Origin of the sequence: Paenibacillus xylanexedens, assembly GCF_017874615.1 — a bacterium.
Taxonomy (GTDB): Bacteria; Bacillota; Bacilli; order Paenibacillales; family Paenibacillaceae; genus Paenibacillus; species Paenibacillus xylanexedens.
Genome location: NZ_JAGIKV010000020.1, coordinates 109,561 through 124,796, shown reverse-complemented (window position 1 = coordinate 124,796; position 15,236 = coordinate 109,561). Strand labels below are relative to the sequence as shown.

Below are 15,236 nucleotides of genomic sequence, written 5' to 3'. Positions count from 1 at the left end.
CCTGTTGTAACAACAGGCAAGGATGGAAGACCTCTTGAGTGTAAGGTGGTCTTTTTTTGTTTTTCTATGTATGGTCGGAGACACTCCGCAGTATTCTAACGAACTCAGGCGAGCTTATTATCGAGATAAGAGGCATGTTGGAATTCTAACGAATCTCAGCAACCCTATTTCACGAAAAAGCCCGAAAAAGTGCCCTGATTTACTCCATATCATCACATTAGGGTGTCCTGAGTTCGTTAAAATATGGATATGTACAATATCAGCGTAATAGAGTGTCTCATGTTCGTAAGATATACGTTCGATATCGTTGAGTGCCACTAGCGACATGTAATACTTGTTGATCAATCAGGCTGTGAAGAACTCTTCGAGCATGCTGATCCGTGATTCGCAGGTGCGTTGCTAGTTCCGAGGGGGCGAATGGACGGATGATGCGTCTGGCATAACGTACAGTCTTGGCTTCAATCCAATTTAAGGATGTCGGTACGTCCGTAGCAATGAATTTTCCCATAAAAAAGAGCACAAGCTGTTGGCACCGTTTCGGTTCGTCTTTAATGGAGAGATACGCGATCGGCAGGAAAATCCAATCATCAAGCGTTAGCAGACAATGCCGCCAGCATAAATCTTTAAAGCGCCGTACATCCAGATCACGGGCATGCGGCCCGTATCCCTGAATCTCAATACCTCCTTTAACGCCGTTACCTGGCAGATAAGCCAGATCCAGATACCGATAGCCGTTATGAAAGTCCCGTACCTCCCATTCGGGTTGCAAATGGTTAAAGTTTTTCATCACCGGAAACCAGACTGAACGCAAAAATTCCAATGTGCCATGTTCAAGTCCATTTTCTAGTCTAGACAGCACTTTGGGGTTCGTTTCCTTCTCCAAAAGGGAGTGCATCCAAACTTCGTAAGCCTCATCAAAATCAATGCTCATCGTCTTCATCTCCTTTAATAAAATAAACGAACGTTATTTGGGCTTCAGGTTGTCATGTGAAAATAAAAAAAGCCGCTCTGACCATTTCCAACCTTCGCGTTGAAGGGGAGAATGGATAAAAGCGGCGTGTGCTTCACGACCGATATATTACATTTCTAGATCAAGTATAGCTTTAAATACAGAATGATTTCAATCCTTACCCACTTAAATGAGATTCTTCAATTCCTCTTTCGACTTGCTTTTCCCCTTTTTTGCGTGCAAAGGTGATTTTGAGAAGCGGTGGCGTGACCAGTGTAGTGATAATGACCATGATCACGACGCTCGTGAAGTATTCCGGATCAAGCAATCCGGAAGCAAGTCCGGTCGAAGCGATAATGAGCGCAACCTCACCTCTTGATATCATTCCTGAGCCAATGGCTAATGAAGATGACATATTAAATCCGGTCAGTCGTGCACCAGCTCCACCACCGATAAGTTTGGTAACAATGGCGATGAGGCTTATGACGACAATAAACCAAATTTGTGAACCCACTCCATCAAAGGTGACATTTAAGCCAATACTTACAAAGAACACCGGAACAAAAATTCCGTAGGCGATCGGTTCCAGTTTGGTTTCGACTTCATGTTTGAAGTTAGTTTGGGAGATGGCGATACCAGCGGCAAATGCACCAATGATTCCAGCAACACCCATCCACTCTGCAAAGTACGAGAAGCCAAAACAAATAATCAGTCCCGCAGTAATGACGGTCTCGGTTACTTTCAGTGGTGCCATCCACTTCATGACGCGTGGAACAAGGAACCAGCTGGCAGCGATGATGATCACAAAGAATAACAGCTTCTTGCCAATAAGCAGAGAAATCGAAGTGTCTCCTCCACCAGTACCCAGCAAGCTCATCATAACGGCAAGAATGACAACGACCAGGACATCATCTACGACAGCTGCACCAAGGATTGTTGTACCCTCACGTGAGCTGAGTTGATCCATATCTTTCAGTGTCTGAACCGATATGCTGACGGAAGTGGCACAGAATAACAGTCCAAAGAACAGCGCGTGTGTCTGTGACATACCAAATGCTATGGCCGAACCGTATCCTCCGATAAAAGGCAAAATAATACCGCCGACCGCTACGGCAAAGGCCGCCTTCCAGTTTTTCTTTAACTGCTCCAGATCGGTTTCCAGTCCGGCAATAAACATTAACAGCAATACCCCGATCTCAGCCATATAATGCACGAAATCACTTTGCTGAACCCAACCGAGAATTGCAGGCCCGAGGATGACACCCACAATCAGTTTCCCCAGAACCGATGGTTGACCCAATCTTACGGATAGATCACCAGCAAGTTTGGTAAAGATTAAAATAAGTGCAAGAACCAAAATAAATTCCATAGGTGTGCTCCCCTCCAGTAGTAGCGTCTATAGGTTAACCAGCCCAAGGGCGATCCATCCTCAGCTTCAAACAGACAAAAAGGCACAGAAAGGCATTAAGAAAGTGCCATTCTGTGCCAGAAAAAAGGCAAAGAGGGGCCCTTGGTGACAGGCTCCTCCAGTTTTCAACGCGTATGTGATTAATTGCATTAATTATACCACAAATAAGGACTTGGGTAAATGGGAGCCGGTTTGGATTTGATTGAAAACGGCCGTAAAGGGGCATTTTATAGGGAAGTGCAGCGGTTTTTGTTCAGAGTGTTGTCACTTAACAGCCCGGAATTGCCGAGATATAATGATATAGAACATAGAAGTTAGGATATGAGGAGGATTTTGCATTGGGCAAAAATAACAAAGGGGAGCCGAACATTCAGTCCCCGACGAGTAATAAAAATTTCGCAGGCATCATTATCACGATTTCCATTCTCGCTAATGTCATTATTTTATTATTGTTCTTCGCACCGTCGATTGGTTACAAAGGTGATGTAACCTTTGATATTACGGTGTTGCCGCGGTTTAATGCCGTGTTTAACAGCTTTACCTTCATCTTCCTGCTCGCAGCGCTTATTGCGATTATCAAGCGGAATGTGAAGCTGCACAAACGATTTATTCTTGCTGCATTCTCAACGACACTGTTATTCCTCGTGACCTATCTGACGTTTCATTACCTCTCACCAGAGACGTCCAAATATGGCGGCGAGGGCATCATTCGTTCGATCTATTTCTTCATTCTGATTACCCATAGTATACTGGCAGCCCTGATTGTTCCATTGGCGTTGTTCACACTTGTGTGGGGTTGGACGAATCAATTGAAGAAACACCGCAAAATTGCACGTTGGACGATGCCAATCTGGCTGTACGTCAGTTCTACAGGTGTTGTGGTATACCTGATGATGGCACCATATTATTAATGTGATGAACGTTTCACTGTGCTAATTAGTTTGACTTGTGGGTAATGTTTCCATGGAAGGAGGGTTCACGTTTATGTACAGAGTTGTTTTGATTCGCCATGGACAGAGCATGTGGAATGTAGAGAATCGTTTTACCGGATGGACTGATGTGGATCTGACGACGGATGGTTACGCAGAAGCACGTAAAGCAGGGAAGATCATGAAGGAACAGGGATTTGATTTTGATTACGCCTATGCATCCGTGCTGAAACGTTCTATCCGAACACTCGATATTGCGCTGGATGAAATGGACCTCATGTGGATTCCCATTACGAAGACTTGGAAGCTGAATGAACGTCATTATGGTGCACTGCAAGGACTGAATAAACAGCAGACTGCTCTGAAGTATGGGGAAGACCAAGTAAAGGAATGGAGACGATCCGTGAACGCATCTCCCCCGGCACTGGACCAAACCGATGACCGATATGTGCAGGATTTGGACAAGTACAAGCGGCTCGGATGCACCATCCCTTTTACGGAGAACCTGATGGATACCTCAAAGCGTGTACTGGAGTACTGGAATGCGGAGATTAAACCGATGGTGTCTGCTGGCAAAAGAGTGCTGATCTCTGCGCATGGGAACACGCTCCGTTCACTCGTCATGCATCTGGACCAGTTGTCCGAAGCAGACGTGATGGCGCTCAATATCCCGACAGGCATTCCGCTTGTCTACGAATTGGATGAAGATCTGCATCCCATCGGACACTTTTATCTGACCGCCGATGGTTCGACCTACAAACATGAAGAAATGACCCATGTGGCAACGCCATCTGATTAATTGGACATGGACGTTTGTCTTGATTGTACGAAAGCTTGTATGATTTATCTCGTTCGGTTGATGTTTCAACAGGACGATTGGAAGATGACCGCTGAATTTTAATTCGGAGGTCATCTTTTTTTTCTGCGATCAAGCCTGTACTTCGTTTCGTTTTGCTCCCACAGGGTAATTGTCAAACAAGACACGATGTACATTTATCCTGAAGGAGGAGAAGCACATGTCTAAAAGAAGAGGAATTATCATGACGGCTATCGGAGCAGGTGTGACTTATCTGATGAGGAACAAACAAGCAAGAGATAAGCTGTTTAGCACTGGCTCGGGTATGATGAAAAACTCCAATTCGTTCAATGGAACAAGTAAAACCAGACCACGTGTGGAAGTGAAATAGATTGCGATAGTTCGTTTATCGATTGAATTTAAATGATGATTATGAGAAACCTGGAGATGAAGTCGTTCCAGGTTTTTTTGTGCAATCGAAAGCAATCCCTTGCTTTTGTGAGTAATGCGATTTTTGCCAGTAAGAATGATACAATGGATACTTGCAGAACGTATGGAGGGAGATGCACATATGAAGAAAAATCGTCTGGGTACATCCGAACTGATGGTGTCTGAGATTGGGCTGGGATGTATGTCACTTGGAACTGAAATGGAGCCAGCTATAGGCCTGATTCATGAGGCTCTGGAACATGGCGTCAATCTGCTGGATACAGCCGATCTGTATGACGAAGGGCGTAATGAAGAGATTGTAGGACAAGCTATTAAGGGACGTCGGGACCAAGTCGTTGTGGCGACCAAAGTAGGTAATCGTCGTATTGCTGGCAAGGAGGGCTGGTCTTGGGACCCGTCCAAAGCCTACGTTAAGCAGGCTGTACATGAAAGTCTGAAGCGGTTGCAGACCGATTACATCGATCTGTATCAGCTGCATGGCGGGACCTTGGACGACCCCATTGAAGAGACGATCGAAGCGTTTGAGGAACTGAAGAAGGAAGGACTTATCCGATATTACGGAATTTCCTCCATTCGTCCCAATGTGATTCGGGAGTATGTAAAGAGGACATCCATCGTCAGTGTGATGAATCAGTACAGCATTGCTGACCGCAGAGCGGAAGAAGAAGTGCTGCCTTTATTGGAACAAAAGGGGATCAGCGTAATTGCCCGTGGGCCCGTAGCTAGCGGTGTGCTTGCCGATTCCGGATCTGCCAAGGCAGACAAAGGTTATCTGGACTACACGCCAGAGCAACTATATACCATTCGGCAAGGGCTAAGTCGTCTTGTTACAGACCAACGCAGTATGGCTCAGACAGCTATCCGCTACGCGTTATCCCATCCTGCCGTAGCAGCTGTTGTCCCTGGTGCCAGTTCAAGAGAACAGTTGCTGCACAATATTGCAGCTTCGAATTCGCCTGTACTCACCGCTGCGGAAATTCAGGAAATACGAGAGCTCAGTCCCGCTAATCTGTACAAGCAGCATCGTTAACTACATTAAGCCTATTTTCAATTGTAACTATACGAGGTACAATGAAGATCAGCCAAAAAAGGAACATATAAGGGAGAGAAGACATATGGAAAGAATTCAAAGTGAACAGCAATATTTGGATACAATTAACTCTGATGGTTTTACCGTCATTAAATTTGATACAACCTGGTGTCCGGATTGCAAAAACCTGGATCGTTTTATCGGGGATGTTATCGACCAACATACGGACAAAACCTTCTATGCCCTGGATGCAGAGAAGTTCCAGCCGTTTGCCGAAGAGAATGGTGTACGCGGCATTCCAAGCCTGCTCGTCTTCCAGAACGGTAAGAAAATCGCACATCTGCATAGCAAATGGGCTAAAACACCTGCTCAAATCTCCGAGTATCTGGAGACGCTTGAATCCAAAGTTTAAGCGTACGAAGGCATCAGCAGTTTGTTTAATTAACTTAGCTAAGGAGACCTCTTCTTGTCCTGCGACAGGAAGGGGTTTTTCTGCTTCATTCCAGCCCGCATGATGTGCATTCAAATGTGCATTCGAATAACTGAAGTTGAGAAAACAACGCTTGTTTAGAATTTGTTCAGTGCTCCCATGTATACTGTGAGAACAAACTGAATATTTGGAGTGAACAAGATCCGTATGAAGAATGAAATTTTTGAAGAAATGCACCAATTAAGTCACAATGATGACCGGAGATACCGATTGTTGATGATCGGGGTGAAGCAATTGCTGCAGGAACAAAAGGAGAATAGATATAATCTGCGTGAGAGATTAAAGAGTCGGAAGAAACACCGGAACATTCAAGTAAAAGAGTGGTATTAGACAGACTGCTTTTCAGAAGTGAACATAAATATGGTTGTCCATGATACATAGTAAACCTAGTCAGCATCACCAATGATCCAACTCAGCAAAGAAGGAAGTAATGAAGAGTCAAACTTCTTCTAATTACAGAAATTCCTGTCTCTGAAGCAGCAACAGAATCGTGAAGCAACAGAAACATAGCTCAGAATATAAAATATGGCGGCCTCGCTTCCCAAGGGAACGTGAGGCCGCCATTGATTTTGCCTGTCTAATTACTTGAATTGTAATGCTTACATCAAAATAATAAAGAACACGGCTGCCAAGACAAAGCGATACACAGCAAAGACGGTCAGGCTCAATTTTTTCAAAATGGACAGGAACGTCTTGATCGCAAGCATGGCGACGATGAAAGCAGCGATGAATCCAATCGCGAAGATTGGGAAATCACTGCCGTTCAGGTGATCGATACTTTTGTACAGGTCATATCCCGTAGCACCAATCATAATTGGCACAGACACGAGGAATGTGAACTCCGCAGCGGCTACACGGCTTACCCCTGCAAAGAGACCGCCTGAGATCGTTGACCCGGAACGAGAGAAGCCTGGCCACAATGCCAAGATCTGAAATATACCCACCGCGAATGCCTGTTTGTAGGAAATATCATCGACATCATGGGTAGTAATCCGCCCACTCTTCCGGCTCCAGCGTTCGGCTACGATCATCAATATACCACCTATAACGAGGCTGTACAGCACTGTTTCCGGACCAAACAAGTGTGCCTTGATCCAGTCACGGAATATAAGTCCGATGACTACGGCAGGAACCATCGCCAGGAAGATATGTCCCAGATTGAGGCGGCGGGAGTAAGGTCTGCTCCCTCCGGTGAAGCGGAACATATCAATGAATTTGTTCCAGTACAGTACAACAACAGCAAGTACAGCTCCGAGTTGAACAACCACCTCAAACGTTTTGACTGACTCGTTGTCCTCCGATAAACCCAGCAAGTGGGCAGTCAGAATCATGTGTCCAGTGGAGGACACGGGCAAAAACTCAGTCAAACCTTCGATGATGCCCATAATAATGGATGATATAATGTCCAATTCTCTTCCTCCTTGAAATGCAGGTGACAGCACAGGCTGTCCTGCTTGACCATGCCTGTTCATTTGAACAAGGCTATCACCTATTATGATCACAAATGCACTCAACTTCAACTTATGCTTGTAACCATTTGTTTAAAACTATATTGACAAAAACCTAGTTATCCCATAGGATATAACTTAACTGACTGACTGATCAATCGGGAGGGTTACATGAATGACCAAAATTAACGGTTTGGAACCCGGTGAAGAACGCCGGGACCAAATAATACGCATAGCGATGGAGCGTTTTGCAACCCAAGGTTACCATCAGACAAAAATTTCCGATATCGTCCGCGAGGCTGGTGTGGCGCAAGGGACATTCTACTGGCACTTCAAGAGTAAAGAAGCCATTGCTTCAGAGATTGTCTTAACGGGCAAGGAAGAGTTGCTTGCATCGATCGGACAAGGGTACCGCAAGGATGCTGGATCGGTAGAGGATATGGTGAAAGCATCGGAAAGGCTGTTCACTGACTTGTTCATGTTTGCTGCGCAGAATCGTTATTTTATGGAACTGTTACTCAAAGGCATCGTGACGGAAGAATCCGTACAACGCCTGGTTGAGGAGACACGTAATGCTGTGGAAACGGCGTTTCGTCACAATATGGAACGTGCCATCGAACTCGGCATGTTGCCTGAGGGCATGGATGTACCACTTCGAGCAGCTCTATTGGTAAGCATGATTGAAGGCATGATATCACGCTGGTTGTTCGGTTCCGATGAGTTGCACAGCAAGTTCTCAGCTATGACAGCTTCATCGCTGGCAGCTGAGGCAGCAAGCTTTGAGTTTTACGGACTATTGGGCACATAAGATTCACATGATTAAACAAATAGCAGGGAATAATGGGTACAACTGCGGTTTAGTCACAATAAAGTAACCAAATGTACATCCAGATCAATACACGACTGAGAGGAAGTTAACGTAATGAACAACACATATGGATCGAAAACTCGTAAAGGCTGGTCTTTGACAGCAATTCTGCTGATGACCGTGCTGGTACTTAGTGCTTGTGGAAGTAAGGCAACAGACAATGGAAGCACAAATGGTGCACAGGCAAGCAATGAACTGGAGCAGATCAAGTCTGCTGGCGTTATCAAAGTGGGCATGATGGGCACATACGCACCGTACAACTTCCTGAATGATAAGAAAGAAATGGACGGCTACGATGCCGATATCGCACGTGAGGTTGCGAAACGTCTGGATGTAGAGGTTGAATTTGTATCCCAGGAGTTCTCCGGTCTGACACCAAGTCTTCAAGCCAAAAAGCTGGATGCCATTATCAGCCAGATGACGATTACCGATGATCGTAAGAAAGTATTGGATTTCAGTGATCCGTATATTACGAACCAAGTTAAAATTATTGTAAAAGAAGACAATAACGATATTACCAAGCTGGAAGATTTCAAAGGAAAAACGATTGGTGTAGGTCTGGGTACAAATGATGAATCATATCTGCGCAATGAAGTGTTGCCAAAAGTGGGAGACTTCACGATTAAAACCTATGACGATGTCATCTCTTCACTCAAAGATCTGAATGCTGGGCGGATTGACGCAACAATCAACAATATGTACGCTCTGAAACCGATTGTGGATGCCAACGGATTGAATATCAAAGCTGTAGGTGAAGCTATTAAGAGTGACCAGGCAGGTATTGCTGTTCGCAAAGACAATCCGGAACTCGTAGCAGCACTGAATGATGCTCTCAAAGGCATGAAAGATGATGGCACGTACAATACCATTTTCAAAAAATGGTTTGGTGAAGAGCCTGCGCAATAATGAACCTGCAAGGCGAAGGGAAGATTTGACCCATGGAACTGGTATTTGAGAATATCCCCTTCTTTCTGAAGGGGGCTTATTATACGCTGTATGTAACTGTGATCTCCATGTTTTTTGCGTTCATCATCGGGGTGCTTGTTGCGATTGCTCGTCTGAAGGGACCGATGTGGCTTAGGTTGATCGCAAGGTTTTATGTATCCATCATGCGGGGAACACCGCTGCTGGTGCAATTATTCGTCATTTATTACGGATTGGTCGATTATGGAGTGACCTTGGGATCACTCACGGCTGCATGTCTGGGATTGAGTCTGAATGCAGGTGCGTTTCTGTCGGAGACGTTCCGTGGAGCCATTCAGGCTGTACCAAAAGGACAGACGGAAGCTGCATACGCAACGGGAATGACCCCGGCTCAAGCGATGAGACGCATTATCTTCCCACAGGCTGTGCGCATTGCGATTCCGCCGATGGGGAACACCTTTATTGGCATGTTGAAGGAAACGTCACTTGTGGCGGCGATCGGTGTTACCGAGTTGTTGCGTTCAGCACAGCTGCTGGTATCACAATATGCATTGAACATGCCATTTTATCTGGCCATCGGTGTGATCTACTGGATCATGAGTATCGGCTTCTCGGCCATTCTGGAACAAGTGGAGCGCCGGTTGGCTCGGGCTTACTGATGGGAGGAGAGAACCCATGATTACAACAACTGGACTTACCAAACGTTTTCAGCAAAATGAAGTACTTACGAACATCGATCTTCATGTCGATGCCAAAGATATTGTTGTATTGCTCGGCCCAAGTGGTTCAGGCAAAAGTACCTTGCTGCGCTGTCTTAATGGACTCGAAGAGTTGACCGGAGGACAGATCGAAGTGAACGGCATTGTGGTTAACAGCGCAGATCCGCTACGAGTCCAGCGTGCCCGGGTACTGGAGATTCGTCGCCAGACCGGCATGGTATTCCAGCAATTCAATCTGTATCCGCACAAGACAGTGCTGGGTAATGTGATGGAAGGTCTTGTTACGGTGAAAAAAATCAAGCGTGACGAAGCGGCTGAACGCGGCCGGATTCTGCTGGATCGGGTCGGCTTGTCGGACAAGCAGGATGCATACCCATCCCGATTGTCTGGTGGACAACAGCAGCGAGTCGCCATTGCACGTGCACTTGCGATGGAGCCAGAAGTGATGCTGTTTGATGAGCCGACTTCAGCTCTTGACCCTGAACTGGTCGGAGAGGTACTTTCCGTCATGAAGGAGCTTGCAGAGGAAGGTATGACGATGCTGGTTGTGACGCATGAATTGAAGTTTGCCCGTAATGTGGCGAACAAAATCGTCTTTATGGCGGACGGGTCGATTGTAGAAGAGGCAAGTCCACAGGCGTTTTTTGAACAGCCGAAGCAAGAGCGCACCCGCCGTTTCTTGCAACAGATTACTGAATTTTGATGAAGATAACAGCGATCGGAAGAACGAACGTACTCGGAGCGGGTATTTAAGGTCATGAACGATATCAGTTCAACTAAACTTTTTGCACAAGAACGGAGAGGACGGAAGAAACCTGAAGAAGCGGAGCGTGCGCCTTTATCCCCTGATTTTCCCCTTGAAGAAGGGAATCAAAAAAATCTGGGGATAACAGCGATCGGAAGGTTATTCTGTCATCGGAGTGGCAAGTGCAAACCTTTTTCGCTTGAACTTAAACTATTGTAAGAAAGAAGGATAACATCATGAATGTAACAACCGTATGGAAAGGCAAACGTGCGTTTACTTCCGAAGGACCCTCTGGATATGCTGTCGGCATGGATGCCACTGCTGCTTATGGTGGTGACAGCAAAGGTGCGACCCCGATGGAATTGTTACTGGCGGGTCTCGGCGGCTGTATGGGAATCGATATTACAATGATTCTGGACGCTTTCCTGGACAAAATTGAGTCGATTGAGATTGAAGCGCAAGGCACACGCAGTGAAGAGATGCCTAAAGGCTTCACATCCATTGATCTGATCTTCAAAGTCGATGGCGATATCCCGGATTATCGCATCTGGAAAGCCATCCAGATGGCTGAGGAAAAATATTGTGCAGTTTCCGCTTCGCTGAGCGCCGATATTCATCCTAAACTGATCCTCAATGGGGTAAGTACACCTCGTCCTTAATAACATATGAGTAAATCTCTGATACTGAGAAGGCACTTCCAATCGTGGGAGTGCCTTTTTTGGCTTTTCCAACACTTCAACAGGGATTTCGCCCATCTAGGAGTCACTAAACTTCTGTCAGTAGAAAATAATTCGGTAAGCCCGGTCGCCATGTTAATGGCGGCCTCTTCTACTAGAGGTAGGCTGGCTTGTAGCCTGGCAACATATTAACCCATTTCAATGACAATCCGAATTCTGGCGGTTATGTGGTATGATTAATTCTGAGGACAGAACATCCTGATCCTGCTGTTTATATGTAAGCGCTTATACAGATGACGGAAGGTGCAGACATGTTGAAAAGGTTGATACGAACCACTAATAATCTCAAATTAAAGCATAAATTGCTCATTTCCTATGTACTGGTTGTCATGATTCCGGTCCTGATTGTTGGTCTTGCTGTGACCAGTTATTTTCGCCAGCAAGCCCTGGACAATGCGATAGGACAGACGATCATCAATGTGGACAAGATCAAGAGCCAGACGGCAACCATGCTGCGTGTACCAACCGATATATCCAATCTATTAATGTTTAATGCGGATCTCAAGGAGATCGTGAATAAACGGTACAAGAGCGTTGTGGAGTTAACCTCAGCGTATCTTGCATACAAAGACTTTCAGGAGTACAGGCGTTTGTACCGTGAGATAGCGGGCATTCGTTTTTACTCAACTAACCCAACATTGATCAACAACCTCGAATTCATCCCAGTAGACAAGCAGACGGAAGAGAGCTACTGGTACCAACAGGCACTGAAAACAACCAGCATCGGTTGGTTCTACATTCCGGACAAGGAAGATAATCCTGTACACAAGCTCAGCCTGGTGCGCAAAGTACCTTTTGCCGAGTATCGGACAGAGGGCGTGTTGATGATTGTGATCAATCAGGATGAGCTGAATGGATTGTTGCGTCAGGAACAGTTTGAGACGATGATTACGGACGAGCAGGGGTATGTGGTTGCAGCCAAGAATACCGAGCTGGTGGGTAAAACGCTGGACGAGCTTGATTTTGGCGTTGATCTGCAGAATCAGGCGAAAGGCACCATAGAGGGGGATTTCCGAGGGGAACCATCTAATATTGTTATTGATGAGCTGGGCCCTGGATCGAGTATGAACAGCCTGAAGGTGATTTCGGTTTTTGCCACCAAAAATATCGTCAAAGACGCGAACACCGTCAGCTTGATTGGCATGATTTTTATTATCCTTGTGCTGGTTATCGCCCTATTATTCGTATATATCATCTCGTTCCTCACTTCGAACCGATTGCTCCGGCTGAGTAAACACCTCAACAAGCTTGCATTAGGAGACCTGAACGTGACTTCACGGATTGATGGAAACGATGAGATTGGACAACTGTCACGACAGTTCAACTATATGGTGAAAAGTATCAATGAACTCATGACGCAGGTGGTAGAAGCGACCGAACAGAACAATCAATTGGAAATCGCCCAAAAAGAGATTAAATTGAAAATGATGGCGAGCCAGATCAATCCCCATTTCTTGTTTAATGCACTGGAGTCCATTCGGATGAAAGCGCATATCAAGGGAGAAGCAGAGATTGCCAACATCGTCAGGCTGTTGGGCAAGCTAATGCGCAAGAGTCTAGAGATTGGCAGTGGAAAAACAACCTTCCGGGCTGAACTTGAAATGGTACGTTCCTATTTGGAAATTCAGAAATTTCGTTACGGCGACCGCCTTGCATTCCAGATCCATATCGATCCCGAGGTGGAGAAGATGTACATTCCGCCTTTGATTATTCAACCTTTGGTTGAGAATGCGATTGTCCATGGTCTTGAGAACAAAGAGGGCACAGTCCGTGTTCATATAAGTATTCGTTTAGTAGAGAACATTGTGCAGATTCGTGTGGATGACAATGGTGCAGGTATAACGCCAGAACGACTGGCTGAGGTGATGCAGTTTATCTGTGGACCGGAGGAACAGGAGAAGAGTCGGATCGGCATGCGTAATGTACATCAACGCTTAACATTGACGTACGGCGAGCCATATGGAATACAGATTACGAGTGTATATGGGGAAGGGACGGAGGTTTCTTTCACTTTGCCAGCAGGAGGGGACCAGCATGTATAAAGTGTTTTTGGTGGATGACGAACCGAGCATACGTGAGGGACTGACAACCATTATCGAGTGGGAAAAATACGGATTCCAGGTCATTGCTACAGCTGCCAGCGGGCGTGAGGCCATCGCCCGGTTTGAGGAATTGGAGCCTGATCTGACGATTATTGATATTCGCATGCCCGGTATGACCGGGCTGGATGTGATTGAAGAGGTGCGCCGGAATCATCCGGATTCGCACTTTTTGATATTAAGTGGTTATGCAGATTTTGATTATGCCAAAAAAGCCATCAGTTTTGGTGTGGATGGTTATCTGCTCAAACCGGTGGATGAAGAAGAGATTATTGGTGAACTGGGGCGTATTGCTACAATCCTGACCCGTGAACGGGAGACAATGGCACGTCATGCTGGTGAAGATACCGTCTATCGGGAGCATCAGATCGAGGCTTTGCTCTTTGACAGTCTGGAGGGTGCGGGTAGCATGGAAGAAGATAGCCTGGGGCTGCACTGGCCTCACTATCAGATTGTGCTGCTTGAGATGCATGTAACCCCCGACCTGCAGCGGGGAAGTGTTATGAAACGCAAACTGATTGAAGCATTTGACCATAAAGATCGAGGCATTGTATTCTCGTTCCATTCAGGTCTGGGGCTGTTAAGTAAGGAAACAATCACATCCGAGTCATCTGCAAGAAATCTGTATGATGAGCTGGAAGGACTGCTAGGAGAATGGGAGGTTCACATGTATGGTGCTGCAGGAGAACCCGTACATTCCACTTCTGAAATTGCGCGGTCATACACGCAGGCGAATCGTATACTCGGGGAACGCTTCTTGTTCACGGAGCAACGCATCATTCTGTGGACTGAAGGTAGCGAAGGCGAAAGCGTTGTTAAGCCAGAAGTTGAAGCTGTGGACGGAGCACATGAGCCAGTTGAGGACGAACTCGCGGACAAGCTGTATTATGCGTTAGACATCCGCAGTAGTGAGTCCGTTATGCGGGTGCTGGGTGAGATGGAAGAGCGCCTGGTTCCATATCATCGAACAGAACAAGCGATCAAGACGGCGTTCTCACAGGTATTTTCCTTGGCGTTCAACAAGCTTGCAGCGACGAATCAACATATGCACTCCATTATGCAGGAACATTCGGTTCTGATTAATGAAGTCTATCATCAATTTACGATGTCTGATCTCAAAGTCATGGCATCGGAACATTTGAATCGACTTATTCAACGTATGGGTGGGGGAAGCAAGGATACTGTATTGAAACAGATGATTGAATTTATCCAGCGTAACCCTGGCGAAAATCTCAAGCTCGAAGTACTGGCAGAAGTGTTTAACTATAACAGCAGTTACTTGGGTAAGTTGTTCAAGAATCATACTGGAGAATATTTCAATGCATTTCTGGACAAGGTTCGTATGGAAAAGGCCAAGGAATTGCTGGACGAAGGACTGAAGGTCCATCAGGTCGCGGCGAGAGTGGGATATGCTAATGTGGACTACTTCCACGGTAAGTTCAAGAAATATGTAGGGGAATCCCCATCCGCTTACAAACAGGCCAGAACCCATTCATCAATTAAAGGAACGGCTACAGATATAAACGAGGAATAAGTACGGAGTGCTGGGCCTTGCCCTTGCCTATTGTGTAAAACGTTTTCGATATTCCTGAGAAATTTCCAGATTCATCATATTGTCCATGCACTTCCCATGATAAGCAATGG

16 protein-coding genes are annotated in these 15,236 nt (G+C 45.9%); 13 read left to right on the top strand and 3 right to left on the bottom strand.

The genetic code is table 11. The features are described from left to right. Window positions 1-277 precede the first annotated feature (277 nt). Together J2Z28_RS23010 and J2Z28_RS23005 are read right to left on the bottom strand one after the other, a co-directional pair. Window positions 278-931, bottom strand: a complete 654-nt coding sequence (locus J2Z28_RS23010; protein WP_211084434.1) for a transcriptional regulator — start codon at window positions 929-931, stop codon at window positions 278-280. 196 nt (window positions 932-1,127) lie between these two features. After that, complete coding sequence (locus tag J2Z28_RS23005; protein ID WP_211084433.1) at window positions 1,128-2,318, bottom strand: cation:proton antiporter; 1,191 nt, start codon at window positions 2,316-2,318, stop codon at window positions 1,128-1,130. Between the two features lie 377 nt (window positions 2,319-2,695). On the opposite strand from J2Z28_RS23005, the gene J2Z28_RS23000 reads away from it, so the two are divergent. The 6 genes from J2Z28_RS23000 to J2Z28_RS22975 all read left to right on the top strand — a co-directional run bounded on the left by J2Z28_RS23000 (window position 2,696) and on the right by J2Z28_RS22975 (window position 6,382). Further along, window positions 2,696-3,268 carry a DUF420 domain-containing protein gene (locus tag J2Z28_RS23000; RefSeq protein WP_074096493.1) on the top strand — a complete coding sequence of 191 codons (573 nt, stop codon included), beginning with the start codon at window positions 2,696-2,698 and terminating at the stop codon, window positions 3,266-3,268. A 73-nt stretch (window positions 3,269-3,341) separates the two neighbouring features. After that, window positions 3,342-4,085 carry a 2,3-diphosphoglycerate-dependent phosphoglycerate mutase gene (gene gpmA / locus J2Z28_RS22995; protein ID WP_211084432.1) on the top strand — a complete coding sequence of 248 codons (744 nt, stop codon included), beginning with the start codon at window positions 3,342-3,344 and terminating at the stop codon, window positions 4,083-4,085. Window positions 4,086-4,302: 217 nt separating this feature from the next. Beyond that, window positions 4,303-4,473, top strand: a complete 171-nt coding sequence (locus tag J2Z28_RS22990) for a hypothetical protein (RefSeq protein ID WP_211084431.1) — start codon at window positions 4,303-4,305, stop codon at window positions 4,471-4,473. 180 nt (window positions 4,474-4,653) lie between these two features. After that, window positions 4,654-5,562 carry an aldo/keto reductase gene (locus J2Z28_RS22985; RefSeq protein WP_211084430.1) on the top strand — a complete coding sequence of 303 codons (909 nt, stop codon included), beginning with the start codon at window positions 4,654-4,656 and terminating at the stop codon, window positions 5,560-5,562. Between the two features lie 85 nt (window positions 5,563-5,647). Beyond that, complete coding sequence (locus J2Z28_RS22980) at window positions 5,648-5,974, top strand: thioredoxin family protein (protein WP_017692202.1); 327 nt, start codon at window positions 5,648-5,650, stop codon at window positions 5,972-5,974. 225 nt (window positions 5,975-6,199) lie between these two features. Beyond that, the gene (locus J2Z28_RS22975; RefSeq protein ID WP_074096490.1) at window positions 6,200-6,382 is read left to right on the top strand and encodes a hypothetical protein; all 183 of its coding nucleotides are present in this window, start codon (window positions 6,200-6,202) and stop codon (window positions 6,380-6,382) included. Between the two features lie 269 nt (window positions 6,383-6,651). Here J2Z28_RS22975 and bacA read toward each other — a convergent pair whose 3' ends face one another. Continuing rightward, window positions 6,652-7,461: an undecaprenyl-diphosphate phosphatase gene (bacA, locus tag J2Z28_RS22970; protein WP_211084429.1), complete on the bottom strand. Its 810-nt coding sequence runs from the start codon at window positions 7,459-7,461 to the stop codon at window positions 6,652-6,654. A gap of 214 nt (window positions 7,462-7,675) precedes the next feature. On the opposite strand from bacA, the gene J2Z28_RS22965 reads away from it, so the two are divergent. From J2Z28_RS22965 to J2Z28_RS22935, 7 genes are all read left to right on the top strand, one after another. Then, complete coding sequence (locus J2Z28_RS22965) at window positions 7,676-8,308, top strand: TetR/AcrR family transcriptional regulator (RefSeq protein WP_211084428.1); 633 nt, start codon at window positions 7,676-7,678, stop codon at window positions 8,306-8,308. 114 nt (window positions 8,309-8,422) lie between these two features. Continuing rightward, the gene (locus tag J2Z28_RS22960; protein WP_211084427.1) at window positions 8,423-9,274 is read left to right on the top strand and encodes a substrate-binding periplasmic protein; all 852 of its coding nucleotides are present in this window, start codon (window positions 8,423-8,425) and stop codon (window positions 9,272-9,274) included. 32 nt (window positions 9,275-9,306) lie between these two features. After that, window positions 9,307-9,951: an amino acid ABC transporter permease gene (locus tag J2Z28_RS22955; protein ID WP_017692207.1), complete on the top strand. Its 645-nt coding sequence runs from the start codon at window positions 9,307-9,309 to the stop codon at window positions 9,949-9,951. Window positions 9,952-9,967: 16 nt separating this feature from the next. Next, window positions 9,968-10,714 (top strand): amino acid ABC transporter ATP-binding protein, encoded by a 747-nt coding sequence (locus J2Z28_RS22950; RefSeq protein ID WP_211084426.1) that lies wholly within the window; start codon window positions 9,968-9,970, stop codon window positions 10,712-10,714. A 278-nt stretch (window positions 10,715-10,992) separates the two neighbouring features. After that, window positions 10,993-11,415 carry an OsmC family protein gene (locus J2Z28_RS22945; RefSeq protein WP_036606882.1) on the top strand — a complete coding sequence of 141 codons (423 nt, stop codon included), beginning with the start codon at window positions 10,993-10,995 and terminating at the stop codon, window positions 11,413-11,415. Between the two features lie 329 nt (window positions 11,416-11,744). Continuing rightward, complete coding sequence (locus tag J2Z28_RS22940; RefSeq protein WP_211084425.1) at window positions 11,745-13,535, top strand: sensor histidine kinase; 1,791 nt, start codon at window positions 11,745-11,747, stop codon at window positions 13,533-13,535. After that, window positions 13,528-15,126 (top strand): response regulator transcription factor, encoded by a 1,599-nt coding sequence (locus J2Z28_RS22935; RefSeq protein ID WP_211084424.1) that lies wholly within the window; start codon window positions 13,528-13,530, stop codon window positions 15,124-15,126. The genes J2Z28_RS22940 and J2Z28_RS22935 overlap by 8 nt, the downstream gene beginning before the upstream one ends. Window positions 15,127-15,236 lie beyond the last annotated feature (110 nt).